Source organism: Erythrobacter sp. S227 (genome assembly GCF_057364925.1).
This window is the reverse complement of the sequence record NZ_CP200280.1, coordinates 973753-990508: the sequence shown is the minus strand read 5'-3', so window position 1 is coordinate 990508 and position 16756 is coordinate 973753. Positions and strand designations below refer to the sequence as shown.

Here is a 16756-nt window from a genome sequence, read left to right as displayed (position 1 = left end):
CTAACCGGGGCTTAACCTTAACCCTGTAGGGGCTACGCAATGGGCAAGATGGCGATAGACCGATCTCAGTCCACCTTGGTGGATGCATTCCTTCGGGATGAAATGGCGCGCGGCAACCGCGCGCTGCGATCGGTTGCGCCTGTTGTCGGGCATCTGCTCGAAGGGGAGGGGACCAGCCTTTTTGGCGATGCGATTATCGCGCGCCTGCGCGGAATGATGCGCCATATTGCAGAGCAATTGCTCGGCGAATTGGTCTCTGACGCAGTCGCCATTCCAGATATGGAAGACCGCACAGAAATGCTGGCGCAGCATTTGGCCGCGGATGAGGCGATTGTCGACCATCTCTACGTGGCCGCTCTCGAAGGGCATTTGACGGGAAGACTAGCGCATTCAGCGTCTATTGACCCTGTGCTTAGCCCTTTGATGCAGGAGCTTATCGCCTCGGAACGGCCCGAGATTGCAGAGCTTGCGATGGGCGCAATGGCCGCACAATCACGCTTTTCCCAAAGCCAGCAGCGGATGGAAATGCTGCTTGGAGAACTTCCGTTCGAGGTGTTTAGCCGCGTTCTTGACCGGTTTGCGGATGCGCCTCTTGGCGCGGACACCGACACAATCGCAGCGGCTGTTACAAGACTGAAGCACGGGTTTGATGAAGGCGCTGGCAGAATTGGCCTTTTGGGAAGGCTGGTTTCGGCAATGCAAGGCGGCGCTGTTGCCGCTCTTGATCTTGGCCACGCTGGCCTTGCCCTGTTTGCAAGCGCTGCGGCGTCCCTGACACAGCAACCGCGTGAACGCACAGTGTTTGCCTGTCATGAAAGCCAGACCGTGAGGCTTGCCCTTATGCTTAAGGCTGGAGGGCTCAGCTCACATGCGATCGATGCGCAGATAGCGCTCTTGGGTGGGACCAAGTCACTGCCGAGCGGTTTTGAGGCGCTTTCTCAAGCGCTTGCTCAAGACACCTTGCGCGAAATGAGCGAGGTGTAGAGCGCCGCTTATGAACCGCCAGCAATCCATCATTGCCGCACACGGCCTGACCGATGAACATGATCGGCTCGTCAAAGCGGATGAGCTGCTTGCAGAACTGCAAGAGGCTTGTGGTGGGCGTTTGCCGGGTGCCTTGGCGGTGCCTGAACTGCGCGAACTCGTCCGCCAATGCCGCGAGAGGGGGCTGCGCATTGCCCGCGAATTCAGCGCCTTTGACGGTCAGGACAGGGTCGGCGGTTTTGTCCGCGTAAATCCGGTTCTTGAAGCCGTTGATGACAGTGACGTTGCAGGCGGCTGCGAGATCATCATAGAAAACTGGCTAGGCGGCGCGCAGGATGATGCCCAGACGCGGACAAGCACGGGCTGGCTCGATGCAGCTGACCGCGCGTCGGCGGAGATTACGGCACGGCTTGATGCTTGGCAAAAGCTTCAGGTTATCACATCATTGAGCAGCGATGCTCAGGCGCTTTGTGAAGCGGTTGAGGCGGCTCCGGGCAAGCTTTGGAGCGAGTATGTTAAGCTTGAAGGCATTGCCCATGAACAACCGCTCCATTGGCGGCTTTTGGACGGGGCAAAGGCCACTATTCCGGGTTCAAGCCGCAGTTGGCGGGCGCGGTTGCTGCCTGTCGGGCCATCGGCCTCTGCGCCTCGCGGGTTTGAGCTTTTGTTTGTAGCGAACGAACCTTTAAGTGATGGTGCCGCCCATGGCGATGCGCCCGACAAGGACGCTCCAGAGCATTCTCGCCTGGTTGGTAGCGCGCTAACCCCTGTGCTGCGCCAACCCATCGCGCGAATTATCGCCAATGCAGAGACAATCCATGCCCGGCTCGCAGGGCCGCTGCGTGCAGAGTATAGCGAATACGCCGCCAATATCGCGGCCGCTGGCCAGCACCTTGCCGGTATGCTCGATGATCTTGCCGACCTCGAGGTGGTCGAAGCGCCCGGCTTCAGGACCGCGAAAGAGCGCGTCGATCTGGCGGATGTCGCTCAGCGGGCTGCGGGCATTCTGGGCGTAAGAGCACAGGGGCGGGGAATCTCGGTGAAAGTCGATAGGCTGGCCGAACCGATTTACGCCGCCGCAGAGTTCCGGCGCGTATTGCAGATTCTCATCAATCTGATCGGGAACGCCATCGCCTATTCGCCCGAGGAGAGCCAAGTGTCAGTGAGCGTGGGCGAAGACGGTCGCGGCTTGGTCAGCGTGACGGTGAGCGATCAGGGGCCCGGCGTGACAAGGGAGCAGGCTGACAAAATTTTCGACAAGTTCGAGCGCCTTGGCCGGGATAGCGACGGTGGCAATGACACTGGATCGGGTCTTGGGCTGTTTATCTCTCGCAAGCTTGCCCTTGCGATGGAGGGGGACCTTCAGGTTTTGCCGCAAAAGCAAAGCGCGGATCATATGGGCGCGCAGTTCAAGCTGACCTTGCCCGAGATCGACACTCAATAAAGCCTAACGCGACAAAAAGGCGCGGCCTGCATATCTGCAAACCGCGCCCGTTTTATCTTAGGATTGGCGTCGCTTAGCGCTGGCCTACCGGCACATAGTCGCGCTGCGTTGGGCCCGTGTAGAGCTGACGTGGACGGCCGATCACCTGCGCTGGATCAGAGATCATCTCGTTCCACTGAGCAACCCAGCCAACGGTGCGTGCAAGCGCGAAGAGCGCGGTGAACATCGTTGTCGGGAAGCCGATCGAACTCAAAATGATGCCCGAGTAGAAATCGACGTTCGGGAACAGCTTCTTCTCTTTGAAATAATCGTCATTGAGAGCGATTTCTTCAAGCTTCAGCGCGGTTTCAAACACAGGATCGGTGGTCTTGAGGGCTTCAAACACCTCGCGAAGTGTCTTCTGCATGACGGTCGCACGCGGATCGTAGTTTTTGTAAACACGGTGACCAAAGCCCATCAGGCGGAACGGATCGTTCTTGTCCTTCGCACGCTCGATGTAGTGCGGGATGCGGTCTGGCGTACCGATCTCTTGCAGCATGTTGAGCGCCGCTTCGTTCGCGCCGCCGTGTGCCGGGCCCCAAAGACAGGCAATACCCGCAGCGATACAGGCAAACGGGTTCGCGCCCGATGACCCTGCAAGGCGCACGGTAGAGGTCGATGCGTTCTGTTCATGATCGGCGTGGAGGATGAATATCCGGTCCATTGCTTTTTCGATTGCCGGGTGAACTTCGTATTCTTCCGCCGGAACACCAAAGGTCATCCGCAGGAAGTTGCCGGTGTAAGACAGCGAGTTATCGGGATAAAGGAACGGCTGCCCAACCGAATATTTATATGCCATCGCCGCGATTGTCGGCATCTTTGCGATCAGGCGGTGCGAGGAAATCTTGCGGTGTTCAGGGTCCGAAATATCGGTGCTGTCATGGTAGAATGCTGACAAAGCGCCAACAACGCCGCACATGATAGCCATCGGGTGAGCGTCCCGGCGAAAGCCCTGAAGAAACGTCCTCAATTGCTCATGGAGCATAGTGTGACGGGTGATGGTGTCTTCAAACTCGGTGAGTTCACCAGCATTCGGCAGTTCGCCATTCAGCAGGAGATAGCTGACTTCCATAAAGCTGGAGTGTTCAGCCAATTGGCCAATCGGGTAACCGCGGTGGAGCAGAATGCCTTCCTGACCGTCGATATAGGTCAGCGCGCTTTCACAGCTTGCAGTTGACTTATAGCCAGGGTCGAAGGTGAACGCTCCGGTTGCGCCATAGAGCTTGCGAATGTCGATTACGTCGGGTCCGGTGCTGCCTTCGAGCACGGGAAATTCGTGTGTCTTACCGCCAAGTTCGAGCTTCGCTTGCTTGTCAGCCACCATGTGTCTCCTAATCAATCTTTCCTAGATCCTTGTTAGCCCTGCTTCTTACTCAACTTCCTAGGAAGCCTGCGCGTCGATGCGAGCCAAGGATTCATCCCGTCCCAAGAGGACCAGTACGTCAAAAATTCCGGGCGAGGTTGTCGTCCCGGTGAGGGCAGCGCGCATTGGCTGCGCCAGCTTGCCGAAGCCCAGATCCAGTTCCTCTGCAAGCGCTTTCGTAGTGGCTTCGAGAGCCTCCATTGTCCAGTCATTTTCGGCTGATAATGCGTTGGAAATGGAACTAAGCCGCGCGCGGCCGTCATCGTCCAGCAATTTGGCGGCCTTTTCGGTCATTTCGAGCGGCCGTTTTGCAAAGAGAAAGCCCGCGCCTTCAGCCAGTTCGTCGAGGTTCTTCGCACGGGTTTTCAAGACCGGCATCGCCTTGGTCAATAGCTCGATATCCACATCGCCATCAATGCGCTGCGCAACAAGCGGTGCAAGCTTTGCATCGTCTGCTTCGCGGATATAATGGCCGTTAAGGTTTTCCAGCTTTTTCAGGTCGAAGCGCGATGGGCTTTTGCCAACGCCAGACAGATCGAACAGCTCGATCGCTTCCTCGCGAGTGATTTCCTCGCGGTCGCCATGGCCCCAGCCAAGGCGCAGTAGATAATTAAAAAGGGCCTCAGGAAGGATGCCGAATTCGTCGCGGTATGTTTCCGCGCCCAATGCACCGTGACGCTTTGAAAGCTTGGCCCCGTCTGCACCGTGGATGAGCGGAACATGCGCATACACCGGATCAGGCCAACCACCCTCGATGGCGTCCATCGCGCGGTAAATCGGCAATTGGCGAAAGGCGTTGTTCAAATGATCATCGCCGCGGATCACATGGGTCACGCCCATGTCATGGTCATCAACCACAACCGCGAGCATATATGTCGGCGTGCCGTCTGCGCGAAGGATAATGTAATCGTCGAGCTCTTCGTTCTTGACCGAAACGCTGCCCTGAACGCGATCTTCGATGGTTGCCTCGCCGTCTTGAGGCGTCTTCAATCGCACCGTGTAAGATGCACCTTCGGGCGCCTCCAACGGATCACGGTCACGCCAGCGCCCGTCATAACGCATTGGTTGTTTATGGGCACGCTGCTCGGCGCGCATTGCCTCTAGCTCTTCAGGTGTCGCAAAGCATTTGTATGCATGGCCCGCCTCGAGCAGTTGGTGCGCAACCTCGGCATGACGTTCTGCGCGTTTGGACTGGAAAACCGGCTCGTCGTCATAGTCCAGGCCCAGCCAAGCGAGCCCGTCCAGAATGGCATCAATAGCTTCCTGGCTTGAGCGTTTCTTGTCGGTGTCCTCGATCCGGAGAAGCGCTTTACCCCCGTTGTGCCGGGCAAAAAGCCAATTGAACAACGCCGTTCGCGCGCCGCCGATATGCAGGAACCCCGTGGGCGAAGGGGCAAACCTGGTTACCACAGGCGCATTGTCCAAAGAATTTGACGCAGGGGCCGTCATAGAATTAAGCTTCCTATCCGTTTGGTGCAAAAGGAACGGTGCCTACCCCGGGGGGAAGCGAGCCGATGGCCGATGCGCCGATTATTCCGATGGGAGACAAACCCGCAGGCGATAGCGCCACTGCGGGAACGATCCCAGCCACGCCTCGAAAGGCTTTCGCTGGCCTGTGGCAAAGGGATGCTGGATTGTCCAGCATTTGGCGCGCCTTTGGCGGTGTGATTGCCGAGCGGGCAGAGCGTTTTCTTGCAGAAGCCGGCTTTGACCGGGCACCGTGGCTGGCGGTGGTTTTCGCCAGCGGCATACTCTTCTGGTTCTATCTGAAATCCCCGTGGCAATGGGCGAGCGCGATTGGCCTTGCGATCCTTCTTGCCCTGTTTGCCTTTGCCGCATGGCGCGACAATACGGGCCGCGATCATTTGCGCGGTGCGATCATAGCGTGCGCTCTGCTCTTCGCGGCCGGGATAAGCGTGATTTGGATGCGTTCGGAATTTGTCGGCGCAAGGGCAATCGAGCGCCCGAAAGTTGAACGCGTGCAGGGGTACATCCTTTCGCGCGATGATCAGCCCGCACAAGATCGCATCCGCCTCACAATGGCTGTACGCGATGCTGAAAGCGGCGAAAGCCGAAAAATCCGAGTCAATATCCCTTCCGCCACCATGGTTCAGACCGGCGCTGGCACCGGACTTACGAGCGATGATAGCGGGTTGGTCGAGGGGGCAGTTGTGCGAATGCGGGTGCGATTGATGCCGCCTGCAAGCCCGATGCTGCCCGGCGCATATGACTTTGCAAGAGCCGCTTGGTTCAAGGGGTTGGCTGCGTCGGGAAGCGTTATTGGCGACATCGCAATTGTGACACCTGCCGAAGCTTCGGGAATGATCCCGCGCGCGCAAAGGGCTTTATCAGCGCACGTGCGAACGCGGGTCGATGGCTCTGCCGGGCACATCGCCGCAGCATTTGCCAGCGGAGACCGGGGCGCCATCGGTGAGGAAGACCGCGAGGCGATGCGCGATGCAGGGCTCACCCATCTGCTTGCGATTAGCGGTTTGCATGTCAGCGCCGTGATTGGTGCAGCCTATCTTGTCACGCTCAAGCTGCTTGCCCTTTTTCCAGCGCTTGCGATTCGCGTGCGTTTGCCGGTGATTGCTGCGGGCGTCGGAGCACTGGCGGGCATTGCCTACACGCTTTTGACAGGGGCGCAGGTCCCGACCGTTCGTGCGTGCGCTGCTGCTATGCTGGTTCTTGTTGCGCTTGCCAGCGGACGAGACGCTTTGTCGCTGCGCATGGTGGCAGTGGCAGCGATATTCGTGCTTCTTCTCTGGCCCGAAAGCGTGATCGGGCCCAGCTTCCAGATGAGCTTTTCAGCGGTCCTTGCCATTGTCGCCCTGCATTCGAGCGCGCCTGTTCGCGCGTTTCTTGCAGCCCGTGAGGAGAGCAGCTTTGCCCGGTTGGGGCGCGGGACTGCGATGCTGTTCCTGACGGGGCTCGTGATCGAGATTGCTCTTATGCCGATCGTCCTGTTCCACTTTCACCGCGCCGGGGTCTACGGCGCTTTTGCGAATGTGCTGGCGATCCCGTTGGTTACGTTCGTGTCGATGCCGCTAATCGCCTTGGGCCTTGTGTTCGACATTATAGGTCTTGGCGCACCGTTTTGGTGGTTGACCGAGAAGTCGCTCGATCTTCTTCTGGCAATTGCCCATTTCACCTCGGCCCAGCCTGGCGCTGTAAAACTGATGCCCCAGATGAGCGGCCTCACCATAGCGCTTTTCACCGCAGGCGGGCTTTGGCTCGCGCTGTGGACGGGCAAAGCACGATTGCTTGGTTTTGTGCCCGCATTGATTGCCGCGATCATATTGCTGCTTACCCCCATTCCCGATGTTCTGATAGGAAGGGACGGGAGGCATGTCGGGCTTACGGTGACCGCGCCTGATGGAAGCCGAAGCCTTTTGTCCTTGCGCGATAGCCGGTCTTCATATTCGCGCGACAACCTGCTTGAGCTTGCCAGCGTGACATCAGAACCGATCCCGTTGGCGCAGTGGGATGGTGCGCGATGCTCGCCTGAATTTTGCACCATTGTCCTTGAGCGGGGAGGGCGCGATTGGTCGCTGCTCCTTGCCCGCAATCGGGAGCTAATCGAAGAACGCGCTCTTGCTGCTGCTTGCGAGCGTGCGGACATTGTGGTCGCTGACCGTTATCTGCCCCGGTCATGCAGCCCGCGATGGCTTAAAGCGGACCGAGGGTTCCTCGAGCAATCAGGCGGCCTTGCGATCGACCTTGAAGGCCAAACCATCACCAGCGTTGGCGAGAGCCAAGGCGAGCATGGTTGGTGGCTCGGTTCCCGGGATTGACGGGCGGGCCCAAACGCAAACGCGGGTCCCGCCCAAATCATGCCCGTCAGTGGTAGCGTCGCAGAAGCCCTGCAAGCTTGCCCTGAACCTCAACCTCGCCCGGACCATAGACCTGCGGGTCATAGCTCGCATTGGCAGGATCAAGGCGCACAAGGCTGCCGTCTTTGTGAAGGTATTTGAGCGTTGCTTCCTCGCCGTTCACAAGAGCCACCACGATCTCGCCATCGCGGGCCGTATTGGTCCGGCGCACAAGCGCAAAATCACCATCAAAGATGCCAGCCTCGATCATGGAATCGCCAGACACCTCAAGCGCATAATGCTCTCCCGGGCCAAGCAAGGCTGCAGGAACAGGAAGCGAGCTTTGCCCCTCTAGCGCCTCAATCGGAGCGCCAGCAGCGATCCGGCCGTGCAGAGGGATCTCTATCACGTCATTGGCAGGCTCTGGCGCTGCTTTGGGAGCAGACGCAGCAGCCGCAACCACCCGGTCATTCGCCGCAACAGCAGGAGCGCTGCGCGGGATGGGGGTGGAATCCTCGGGGTTCTTGATCACTTCCAGCGCGCGTGCCCTGTTGGGCAGACGCCGGATAAAGCCGCGTTCTTCAAGGGCAGAGATCAGGCGGTGAACGCCCGACTTGCTCTTTAAATCGAGCGCTTCTTTCATTTCTTCAAAACTGGGTGAAATGCCGGTTTCTTCCAGACGCTGCTGAATGAAACGGATCAGTTCGTGTTGCTTTGCCGTTAGCATGGGCAAACTCCATCAGCCGCACTCTACGTGCACCGGAACGATAGGGTCCCGAGGCACAGTGCCAAAGTTGCGCACCCCATAGAGGCACCGATCCGGAAAACGGAACAGGTGCGATACAGAACGCTAACCGTCCGACCATTATGGTGAACGAATGCGGAACGAATAGGCAACTTGATTCGCCAAGTCAAGCGTGTGCCTTGGTTAAACTCCCGCAAAACCGCCATTGTGGAGGAGATATACTTCCACATGCTCGCCTGACTGGACTGGGGGTGAATGGGCTGGCCGGCTGATAAGGCAATTGGCCATGGCCAAGGCTCCCAATGCGCTTGAATCCTGAGAGGACGCAAGACGTGCTATCCCGTCGTTCAGTATGCCACGCATGAACTCGTGGCGCGGACCAGTCGCAGGCAGCTCCTCACCCGCAACTAGTTGTATGGTCCCCGGGAGCGGATCAGGGGCTCCCAAAGAGGCGCGCACCAGGGGAAGGGCGAAGAGGAAGGCGGTTACGAAGCTCGACACAGGGTTTCCCGGAAGCCCGAGGATGACTTGCTGGCCCCATTTGGTCTGGCGTGTGGCCACCATTAACGGCTTGCCCGGCTTGATCGCGACCTTCCAGAACTCGATTTCCGCGCCCCACTCTCGCAAGGCCTCTTGCACAAGATCATGGTCGCCAACCGATGCCCCGCCCGAGGTGATGACGATGTCATGCTCATCGGCCTGTTCCAGAGCTACCGCAAGCGCGGCGCGGTCGTCGGCGACGGGGCCGATTGGCTTTAGCGTTCCGACATAGGGGCTGAGCATTGCGGTAAGCATTATGCCATTGCTTGCCGGGATTTGATGGAGTGCACAGGGCCTTCCGGCAGGCACCAGTTCATCCCCGCTATCGAGCACTGCCACATGAGGCGCGCCCCCCACACGCAAAGAGTCCAAGCCCGCAGAGGCTGCCACGGCAATTGTCGCTGGAGTGACAGGAGCGCCTTTTTCGAGCACTACCTCTCCAGTTCCAAAGTCAAATCCTGAACGGCGGATGTGTTCGCTTGGCGCAGGCGTCGCTGTCGCAAATACCACCGCGCCGTCGACCCTGGCATTCTCTTGGATCAGCACCGCGTTCGCGCCTTCGGGCATATGCGCGCCGGTCGAGATGCGGGTGCACTGGCCGGGAACAAGCGTGCCATGAAATGGGGTTCCCGCCTTGCTTTCGCCCACTCTTTCCCAAGGGCCATCGCCAGAGACCGCGTAGCCATCCATTGCAGACAGATCGGCTGCAGGCTGTGTGCGCCGTGCTTTGTGGTTGCGCGCGAGCCATCGTTGGCAGGTGACGTTGGCAGCGATTTCCAAGCCGACGTTAAAGGCCTGTGTTGTCGGCGCTAGCGCGAGTAGCCGTTTCTGCGCTTCTTCGAGGGAGAGCATGGCACTCACAGCGCGTCCGCTTTCCAGGTGCCAGACTTGCCGCCGCGTTTTTCGATCAGGCGAACCTCGCCAATGACCATTCCTTTGTCGATTGCCTTGGCCATATCGTAAATGGTGAGGAGCGCTGTCGATACAGCCACCATCGCCTCCATCTCAACGCCGGTTTTGCCGGTCAGAGAGGCGCTGGCGTTGACGCGGATACCCGCTTCTTCAAAGGTGAAATCCACCGTGACCGCCTCAAGGCCCAGCGGATGGCACAGGGGGATAAGGTCGCCCGTTCGCTTGGCTGCCATAATTGCGGCCACGCGCGCTGTCCCTAACACGTCGCCTTTGGGGGCATCCCCTTGGCGGATCGCTTCAAGTGCGTCCCTGGACATGGTGATAAGCCCGCTTGCGATCGCCACGCGGTGCGTTTCGGCTTTGCCGCCCACATCGACCATATGCGCCGCGCCGTCCTCGGCAATATGCGTTAAGCGGCTCATTTTACTTCCTTTTCGGCACTTTTTGACACACTTGACACACTGTTCAAGAGCAAAAAACCAATTGATCAGTGATGCGCGTTTCAATCGCTTGGATCGATGAAAGAGGCGGCTGAATGGTCATTGCGCTCACCTGATGACATTTTTCGCAGTTGTAGGACAGTGCAGCATGGGGGAACCGGGCCTTGCCGATAGGCTATCCGTTCAAAAGCTCGGACGTTGCCGCCGCCACATCATCGGCGCTCATCAGGCTTTCGCCCACCAGAAACCCGCGCACGCCGCTTTTCGACAGGCGGACACAATCGGCATGGGTGGCGATCCCGCTTTCTCCGATCAGCATAGTGCCTTGCGGCACCATTGGCGCGAGGCGTTCTGTTGTCGCAAGCGAAGTGGTGAAGGTTTTAAGGTCGCGGTTGTTCACACCGATCAGGCGGCTGTTGAGGTGGGTGAGGGCGCGCTCCATCTCTGCCTCATCGTGCACCTCGACCAGCACATCCATGTCGTGGTCGCTCGCGGCCGCTTCGATTTCCGCCATCACGGTATCGTCGAGCGCTGCGACAATGATGAGGATTGCGTCTGCCCCGATGCTGCGCGCTTCAAGGCACTGCCATGGATCGACCATGAAATCCTTGCGAAGTGAGGGAAGCGTGCAGGCGTTGCGCGCTTCGACGAGGTAATCTTCATGGCCCTGGAAATAGGGCGCGTCGGTGAGGACGCTGAGACAAGCCGCGCCGCCTTTTTCGTAATCGCGTGCATGATCGGCGGGGTGAAAATCGGGGCGGATGAGGCCTTTTGAGGGGCTTGCCTTTTTGACTTCCGCGATCAGGGCAAAACCGGTTTCGGCCTTTGTGCGCAGCGCTGCTTCAAACCCGCGCGGGGCCGTTTGCTGTGCAGCCAGCGCCTCAAGGTCAGTGGGGGAGTTCGCAGCTTTACGAGCGGCAACTTCGCCGAGCTTTGTCTGGCAGATTTCTTCAAGTTTGTTCATCGGGGGCGCTATACCGTCAATTCGATCCATTTGGCGAGCAGGGCTTTCGCCGCGCCGCTATCGAGCGCTTCGGCAGCTTTGGCGGCGGCTTCTTTCCAATCATCGGTAACGCCTGCGACAATCAGGGTGCCTGCCGCGTTCAACAGGACAGCGTCGCGATATGCGCCTTTTTCACCGCCAAGCAGGCGGGTGAGCGCGGCTGCGTTGTAGGTGGCGTCATCGCCGCGAATGGCTTCGAGCGGAGCATTGGGAAGGCCAAGATCGCCAGCATCCACGCGCCGCATGGTGACTTGCCCGCCAGCCACATCGGCAAGGGTATTGCCGCCTGCAAGGCTGAGTTCGTCCAGCCCCTCATCACCGGAAACGATGAAAGCGGGGTCTGTATCAAGGCTCGCCTTCGCCTCGGCATAGGCTGGCACGAGTTCGGGGCGGGCAAGACCGATCAACTGGCGGCGAACCCCTGCGGGATTGGTGAGGGGGCCAAGGAGGTTAAAGATCGTGCGCTTGCCGATTTTCTCGCGGATCGGCGCAATGGGGCCAAGGGCAGGGTGGTGGACGCGCGCGAAGAGGAAGCAGATGCCAACCTCGTCGAGCGTCTTTTGCGCGCAGCGAACGGCTGCAACCATATCAAGGCCGAGCGCTTCCAACGTGTCTGCTGCGCCAGATTTCGACGAAGCTGCGCGGTTGCCATGTTTGGCGACAGGAACTCCGCAAGCGGCGACCACGAGGCTGACGGCGGTGGAGACGTTGAGCGTGTGCTGTCCATCGCCGCCCGTGCCGCAGCAATCGACCGCATTGTCTGGCGCTTCGATGCCATTGACGCGCGCGCGCATGGCACTGGCCGCTGCCGCGATTTCGGTTGCGGTTTCGCCGCGTTCGGACAGGGCGATGAGGAAAGCCTCGATTTCCTCTGCGCTGGCTTTCAGGTCGAGGACATTGGCGAAGACTTCATCCGCCTCGGCGCGGGTGAGGTGAGGCGCATCAAGGGGTAGGACGCTCACGGTAGTTCCTCTGGTTCAAGCCCGCAAATCTGCATAAAATTGGCAAGCAATGCGTGTCCGTGCTCGGTCGCGATGCTTTCGGGGTGGAATTGCACAGAATGGATGGGAAGCTCTGCGTGACGAAAGCCCATAACGCTGGGGTGATCTTCGCCCGGCGTATCGGCATGGGCATTTGCGATCAGGCTTGTCGGCACATCGACCACCTCAAGGCTGTGATAGCGCGTGGCGGTGAAGGGGCTGGGGAGACCTTCGAAAAGCCCGCTGCCATCGTGTGTCACAGGCGAGGTTTTGCCATGCATCAATCCGCCGCGTGTGACCGTTCCGCCGAAGTGTTGCCCGATGGATTGGTGGCCAAGGCACACCCCCATCAAAGGCTTGCCCGCATCTGCACAAGCCGCGACCAGATCAAGGCTGACCCCGGCCTCATTGGGGGTGCAGGGTCCGGGCGAAATGAGAAAACCGCTGGCATTGGTGGCAAGCGCCTCAGCCGCGCTCAAAGCGTCATTGCGCTCCACCCGCACATCCGCACCCAGTTCCATCAGATAATGGACAAGGTTGAAGGTGAAGCTGTCGTAATTATCGATTACTAGGATCATATTACCGGCCTCTAAACGGTTTTCCTACACAGGCCAGTAGACATTGGCGCAGTTGATCAATTTCGGGGGTATCAAGTTGGTTCTTGACGATGAAGTAGTAAGACTTTGGCGCACGATAAAGAAGCAGAATGCTATCGGTTTCGTGCCAACCGTAAAGATCGCTTAAGGCTAGCGTCTCTGAGGAAGTGCCAGTTTCGACGCGCAGTTCTTCATTGTTGAAGTGATACGTCGAAGATTCGCTTAAAGCCCCCACTTGCTCTCGATAAGCGACGATTTGCCTCTTCATTCCGAGCGTTAAAAGTCTTTTTGGAGGCCAAACAATCAGCCAAGAAAGCGCGCCGCAAACTGGAATCCAGGTCAGCCCCCACTGGATCGAAGGAGACTTGTCTTCAGAAATCCCGATCGACAAAAGGATCAAAAAAACAAATATGACGATGTAAGTTGCGCGTGGCTTTGACTTCGAATGAGCCGCCCTTGAGTAGGCTGCGTGCGCTTCGACGGCTTGGTCTAAATCAAACTTTTGAGTAAAGCTGAGATTGGACATCAAGACGCCGCAAACTTGTCCGTCGCGCGCACCAGTCCGTCGATGATGCCCGGTTCGCCAGCAGAATGCCCTGCGTCATGAACCATCCACAATTCAGCCGTCGGATGCGCCTTTTTCACCGCCCATGCAGCGCCCGGTGGCGTGCAGATATCGTGGCGGCCCTGAACGATGATCATCGGGATGTGGGCGATTTTGTCCATGTCGCGAAGCAGCTTGTTTTCCTCAAGGTAGAAATCATTGAGGAAGAACCGCGCACAGATGCGAGCAAATGGTACTGCTTTGGCCGGGTCTTCAAAGTCGGCAAGCAAATCGTCATTCGGCAGAAGAGTCGCAACCGTGCCTTCCCACAAGGACCACTGCGTTGCAGCCGCCAGCCGCGTTGCTTCGTCCTCGCTCGTGAGGCGCTCGTAATAGGCTTTTACCAGATCGCCGCGTCCGGCATCCGGGATATGGCCCGAAAACGCATCCCATTGCTCGGCCATGATCTCGCTTGCGCCATATTTGTAGAGCCACGTCTTCTCATTCTGCCGCGCGAGGAACACGCCGCGAAGGATGATTTCAGACGCGCGGTCGGGATGGGCCTGCGAATAGGCGAGCGCGAGCGTTGCTCCCCAGCTTCCGCCAAAGACCTGCCATTGATCATGCCCGCACATTTCGCGCAGCCGCTCAATATCGGCAACGATCCGCCATGTGTCGTTGTTTTCAATTTCGGCAAAGGGGAGCGATTGCCCGCAGCCGCGTTGATCGAACAGGAGAACGTCGTATTTCTCGGGGTCCCATTGGCGGCGGTGCGAGGGCGACATCCCGCCCCCGGGCCCCCCATGCAGGAACACCGCAGGCTTTGCGCCCGGAGTGCCCACACGCTCGTAATAGAGCGAATGCCCTTCACCCACATCGAGCATGCCCGTCTCGTAAGGCTCAATCTCCGGGTAGAGTGTGCGCTCGTAGCTTAGCATGTTGCTATTGCTCATTATTTATTCTCCACCACAAGAAGAGGGCCAACGCGGCGCGCGTCCATGCGGCCACTGGCCGGGTCCCACAGGGACGAGATATTGCCATCGAGGAACAGCGCATTGGGCGTCTTCAATTCATCGCGGAAATACCGCGCAATCTGGCCAAAGCTCAGGGGCTCGTTGGAAATCACAAAATGCGCTTTGCCATCAGAGGCAATGCCCACTCCGTTGCGAATTGCCTTGGATGGGCCGTTCTCCTGAATATCGGGATGGAGCTTTCCATTGATGACCATCATCGGCCCCGACTGGGTGCCGAATTGCGGCCGAGTGCCCACGGTGCGAAGGAAAGTGTCGGTATCCAGAATGCGCCAGGTGCCGCCCGTCCCGAAGAACACGCCATTGGGCTTCATATAGAAATTGCCGCTTCCCTCTCCGCGATTGAGTTCGACCAGGCGATCCTCGTCGCGCACGAAATAGCCGATGGCTTTCAAATCATCGCCATACATTCCGCCGTTCATGACAAAAGCGATGCGGCTTTCATCGCGGCCCGCAGCCCACCCTTCGATGGTGCCGAAACGATCACCGCTGGAGGGGGCAAGTCCGGTTTTGATCCGGTGCTTTTCAGGATCGGCAATGCAATGGGTAAGGGACACGCCCTCAAAGCTCGCTGCACGGCAAACCGCGTCGGTGTCCGCATCGGTTGCTTCGGCAATTTCGGGCACTGTTTCGGCCACTTCGCGCGGGATTGCATCACCGATTTGCGCGCGGGTGACAGGTTCGCCCGCAGGTTGTTCCTGACACGCGGTAAGGACGAGTGCAGGGGCAAGCGCGCCCAGAAGAACAATCGAAAAACGCGTCATTGGCCAAACCCTGGTTCACTTGCGACACGCACCGCTTCTTTGGCGGCGGCTATCAATGCGCCCGCTTTGGCGCGGCATTCGGCAAGCTCTGAATCGGGAACGCTGTCGGCCACGATCCCGGCGCCCGCCTGGACGTGCATCGTACCATCTTTGACAACAGCGGTGCGTAAAACAATGCAACTGTCAACCGAGCCATCGGGCGCGAAATAGCCGACCCCGCCAGCATATGCGCCTCTGGTCTCGGGCTCCAGTTCGGCGATAATCTCGCACGCTCTGATCTTGGGCGCGCCGGAGACTGTTCCTGCGGGAAAGCCTGCGAAAACGGCATCAAGCGCGTCTTTATCATCGGCAAGCTTACCCACGACATTGCTGACGATGTGCATGACATGGCTGTATCGCTCGATGGTGAAGCTGTCGGTGACCTCGACACTGCCGCGCGCAGAGACGCGTCCGGTGTCATTGCGGCCAAGGTCAAGCAGCATCAAATGCTCGGCCAATTCCTTGGGATCAGCCAGAAGCGAGGCTTCGCTGGCGTCGTCTTCGGCGCGCGTGGCCCCTCTGGGGCGAGTGCCTGCAATGGGGCGAATGGTAACGTCGCCGTCTCGCACACGGACAAGGATTTCCGGGCTCGAACCGACAATAGCAAAGCCGGGAAGGTCGAGGAAATACAAGAACGGAGACGGGTTTACGCGGCGCAATGACCGGTAAAGCGCCAAGGGTGGCAATTCAAACGGACAGGTGAAGCGCTGAGCCAGCACCACCTGAAAGATATCGCCTGCAAGGATGTAATCCTTCGCCTTTGCGACCATGCCTTTATAGTCTTCGCCCGACATGACAGGGGTCAGTTCCGGCTCGGCAGTATCGCCCGAGGTGCGGGGCTCTTCGGGGCGGGGCCGGGTCAGGGCGCGCAGGGTCTCGTCAATACGCTCGCCTGCACGTTCAATCGCTGCATCGGGAGCGTCCGCCTCCCAAATGGGGGCGACGCAAAACAATTCATCGGACAGCCCGTCAAAGATCAGGATAATAGTCGGGCGCACGAACAACATATCGGGCAGGGCCAGTTCGCCCGCAGGCGCGCGCGGGAGCGTTTCGACAAGACCGATCGTCTCATACCCGAAATAGCCGACAAGACAGGCAAGGGCGGGGGGAAGCCCCTCTGGCACATCAAAGCGGCATTCCTGCGACAGCGCCCGAAGCTCCTGCATCGCATCGCCATCACAGGGCTCAAACGCGTCGCGGTCAATCTTCCACTGTGCGTTGATCGCAGCGCCCGCGCTGTCTGCACGAAATACAAGATCGGGGTCGAGGCCAAGCAGGCTGTATCGCCCGCGCACTTCGCCGCCTTCGACCGATTCCAGCAGAAAGTCACCGCGCCCCGGCTCTATCAAGCGCCTTGCCGCGCCCACCGGCGTGTCACAATCGGCAACGACCTTGCGCCAGACAAGCGAAGGCTTGCCCGATGCAAGGATCCGGGCCGCCTCGTCTGCATTCTCGAGATTTGATTGCGTAACCGGTGCAAGCGTCACTGCGAGGACCTATCCCAAAGCTGTAAGAGGCCT

At 58.9% G+C, this 16756-nt stretch carries 15 protein-coding genes; 3 read left to right on the top strand and 12 right to left on the bottom strand.

Going from position 1 to position 16756, the window contains the following annotated elements; translation table 11 throughout:
- The first annotated feature begins 39 nt into the window (after nucleotides 1–39).
- Both AC0V6Q_RS04680 and AC0V6Q_RS04675 read left to right on the top strand, forming a co-directional pair.
- Nucleotides 40–984, top strand: coding sequence for a hypothetical protein (locus AC0V6Q_RS04680; protein WP_486167247.1), 945 nt, complete (start codon nucleotides 40–42; stop codon nucleotides 982–984).
- Nucleotides 985–994: 10 nt separating this feature from the next.
- Nucleotides 995–2428 carry a sensor histidine kinase gene (locus tag AC0V6Q_RS04675; protein WP_486167246.1) on the top strand — a complete coding sequence of 478 codons (1434 nt, stop codon included), beginning with the start codon at nucleotides 995–997 and terminating at the stop codon, nucleotides 2426–2428.
- 73 nt (nucleotides 2429–2501) lie between these two features.
- Here the strand turns inward: AC0V6Q_RS04675 and AC0V6Q_RS04670 are convergent, their stop codons facing one another.
- Together AC0V6Q_RS04670 and gltX are read right to left on the bottom strand one after the other, a co-directional pair.
- Nucleotides 2502–3788 (bottom strand): citrate synthase, encoded by a 1287-nt coding sequence (locus AC0V6Q_RS04670; protein ID WP_486167245.1) that lies wholly within the window; start codon nucleotides 3786–3788, stop codon nucleotides 2502–2504.
- A gap of 60 nt (nucleotides 3789–3848) precedes the next feature.
- Nucleotides 3849–5279, bottom strand: coding sequence for a glutamate--tRNA ligase (gene gltX, locus AC0V6Q_RS04665; protein WP_486167244.1), 1431 nt, complete (start codon nucleotides 5277–5279; stop codon nucleotides 3849–3851).
- A 65-nt stretch (nucleotides 5280–5344) separates the two neighbouring features.
- On the opposite strand from gltX, the gene AC0V6Q_RS04660 reads away from it, so the two are divergent.
- Complete coding sequence (locus AC0V6Q_RS04660; RefSeq protein WP_486169256.1) at nucleotides 5345–7624, top strand: ComEC/Rec2 family competence protein; 2280 nt, start codon at nucleotides 5345–5347, stop codon at nucleotides 7622–7624.
- A 46-nt stretch (nucleotides 7625–7670) separates the two neighbouring features.
- On the opposite strand, the gene lexA is transcribed toward AC0V6Q_RS04660, so the two are convergent.
- The 10 genes from lexA to trpE form a co-directional block, all read right to left on the bottom strand.
- The gene (lexA, locus tag AC0V6Q_RS04655; protein WP_486167243.1) at nucleotides 7671–8369 is read right to left on the bottom strand and encodes a transcriptional repressor LexA; all 699 of its coding nucleotides are present in this window, start codon (nucleotides 8367–8369) and stop codon (nucleotides 7671–7673) included.
- Between the two features lie 201 nt (nucleotides 8370–8570).
- Nucleotides 8571–9779 (bottom strand): molybdopterin molybdotransferase MoeA, encoded by a 1209-nt coding sequence (locus AC0V6Q_RS04650; protein ID WP_486169255.1) that lies wholly within the window; start codon nucleotides 9777–9779, stop codon nucleotides 8571–8573.
- Between the two features lie 5 nt (nucleotides 9780–9784).
- Entirely contained in the window at nucleotides 9785–10261 is a 477-nt protein-coding gene (moaC, locus tag AC0V6Q_RS04645; RefSeq protein ID WP_486167242.1) for a cyclic pyranopterin monophosphate synthase MoaC, read from the bottom strand.
- Nucleotides 10262–10454: 193 nt separating this feature from the next.
- Nucleotides 10455–11243: an indole-3-glycerol phosphate synthase TrpC gene (gene trpC, locus AC0V6Q_RS04640; protein ID WP_486167241.1), complete on the bottom strand. Its 789-nt coding sequence runs from the start codon at nucleotides 11241–11243 to the stop codon at nucleotides 10455–10457.
- A gap of 8 nt (nucleotides 11244–11251) precedes the next feature.
- A complete protein-coding gene (gene trpD, locus AC0V6Q_RS04635; RefSeq protein ID WP_486167240.1) occupies nucleotides 11252–12244 on the bottom strand; it encodes an anthranilate phosphoribosyltransferase in 993 nt (330 codons plus the stop codon).
- Nucleotides 12241–12840: an anthranilate synthase component II gene (locus AC0V6Q_RS04630; RefSeq protein WP_486167239.1), complete on the bottom strand. Its 600-nt coding sequence runs from the start codon at nucleotides 12838–12840 to the stop codon at nucleotides 12241–12243. The genes trpD and AC0V6Q_RS04630 overlap by 4 nt, the downstream gene beginning before the upstream one ends.
- A 1-nt stretch (nucleotide 12841) precedes the next feature.
- Nucleotides 12842–13384 (bottom strand): YcxB family protein, encoded by a 543-nt coding sequence (locus AC0V6Q_RS04625; RefSeq protein ID WP_486167238.1) that lies wholly within the window; start codon nucleotides 13382–13384, stop codon nucleotides 12842–12844.
- Nucleotides 13384–14355 carry a prolyl aminopeptidase gene (gene pip, locus AC0V6Q_RS04620; protein ID WP_486167237.1) on the bottom strand — a complete coding sequence of 324 codons (972 nt, stop codon included), beginning with the start codon at nucleotides 14353–14355 and terminating at the stop codon, nucleotides 13384–13386. Before pip ends, AC0V6Q_RS04625 begins: the two co-directional genes overlap by 1 nt.
- On the bottom strand, nucleotides 14355–15197 hold the full coding sequence (locus AC0V6Q_RS04615) for a phosphodiester glycosidase family protein (RefSeq protein ID WP_486167236.1): 843 nt from the start codon (nucleotides 15195–15197) through the stop codon (nucleotides 14355–14357). Before AC0V6Q_RS04615 ends, pip begins: the two co-directional genes overlap by 1 nt.
- Entirely contained in the window at nucleotides 15194–16723 is a 1530-nt protein-coding gene (gene trpE / locus AC0V6Q_RS04610) for an anthranilate synthase component I (RefSeq protein ID WP_486167235.1), read from the bottom strand. The genes AC0V6Q_RS04615 and trpE overlap by 4 nt, the downstream gene beginning before the upstream one ends.
- Between the last annotated feature and the right edge of the window lie 33 nt (nucleotides 16724–16756).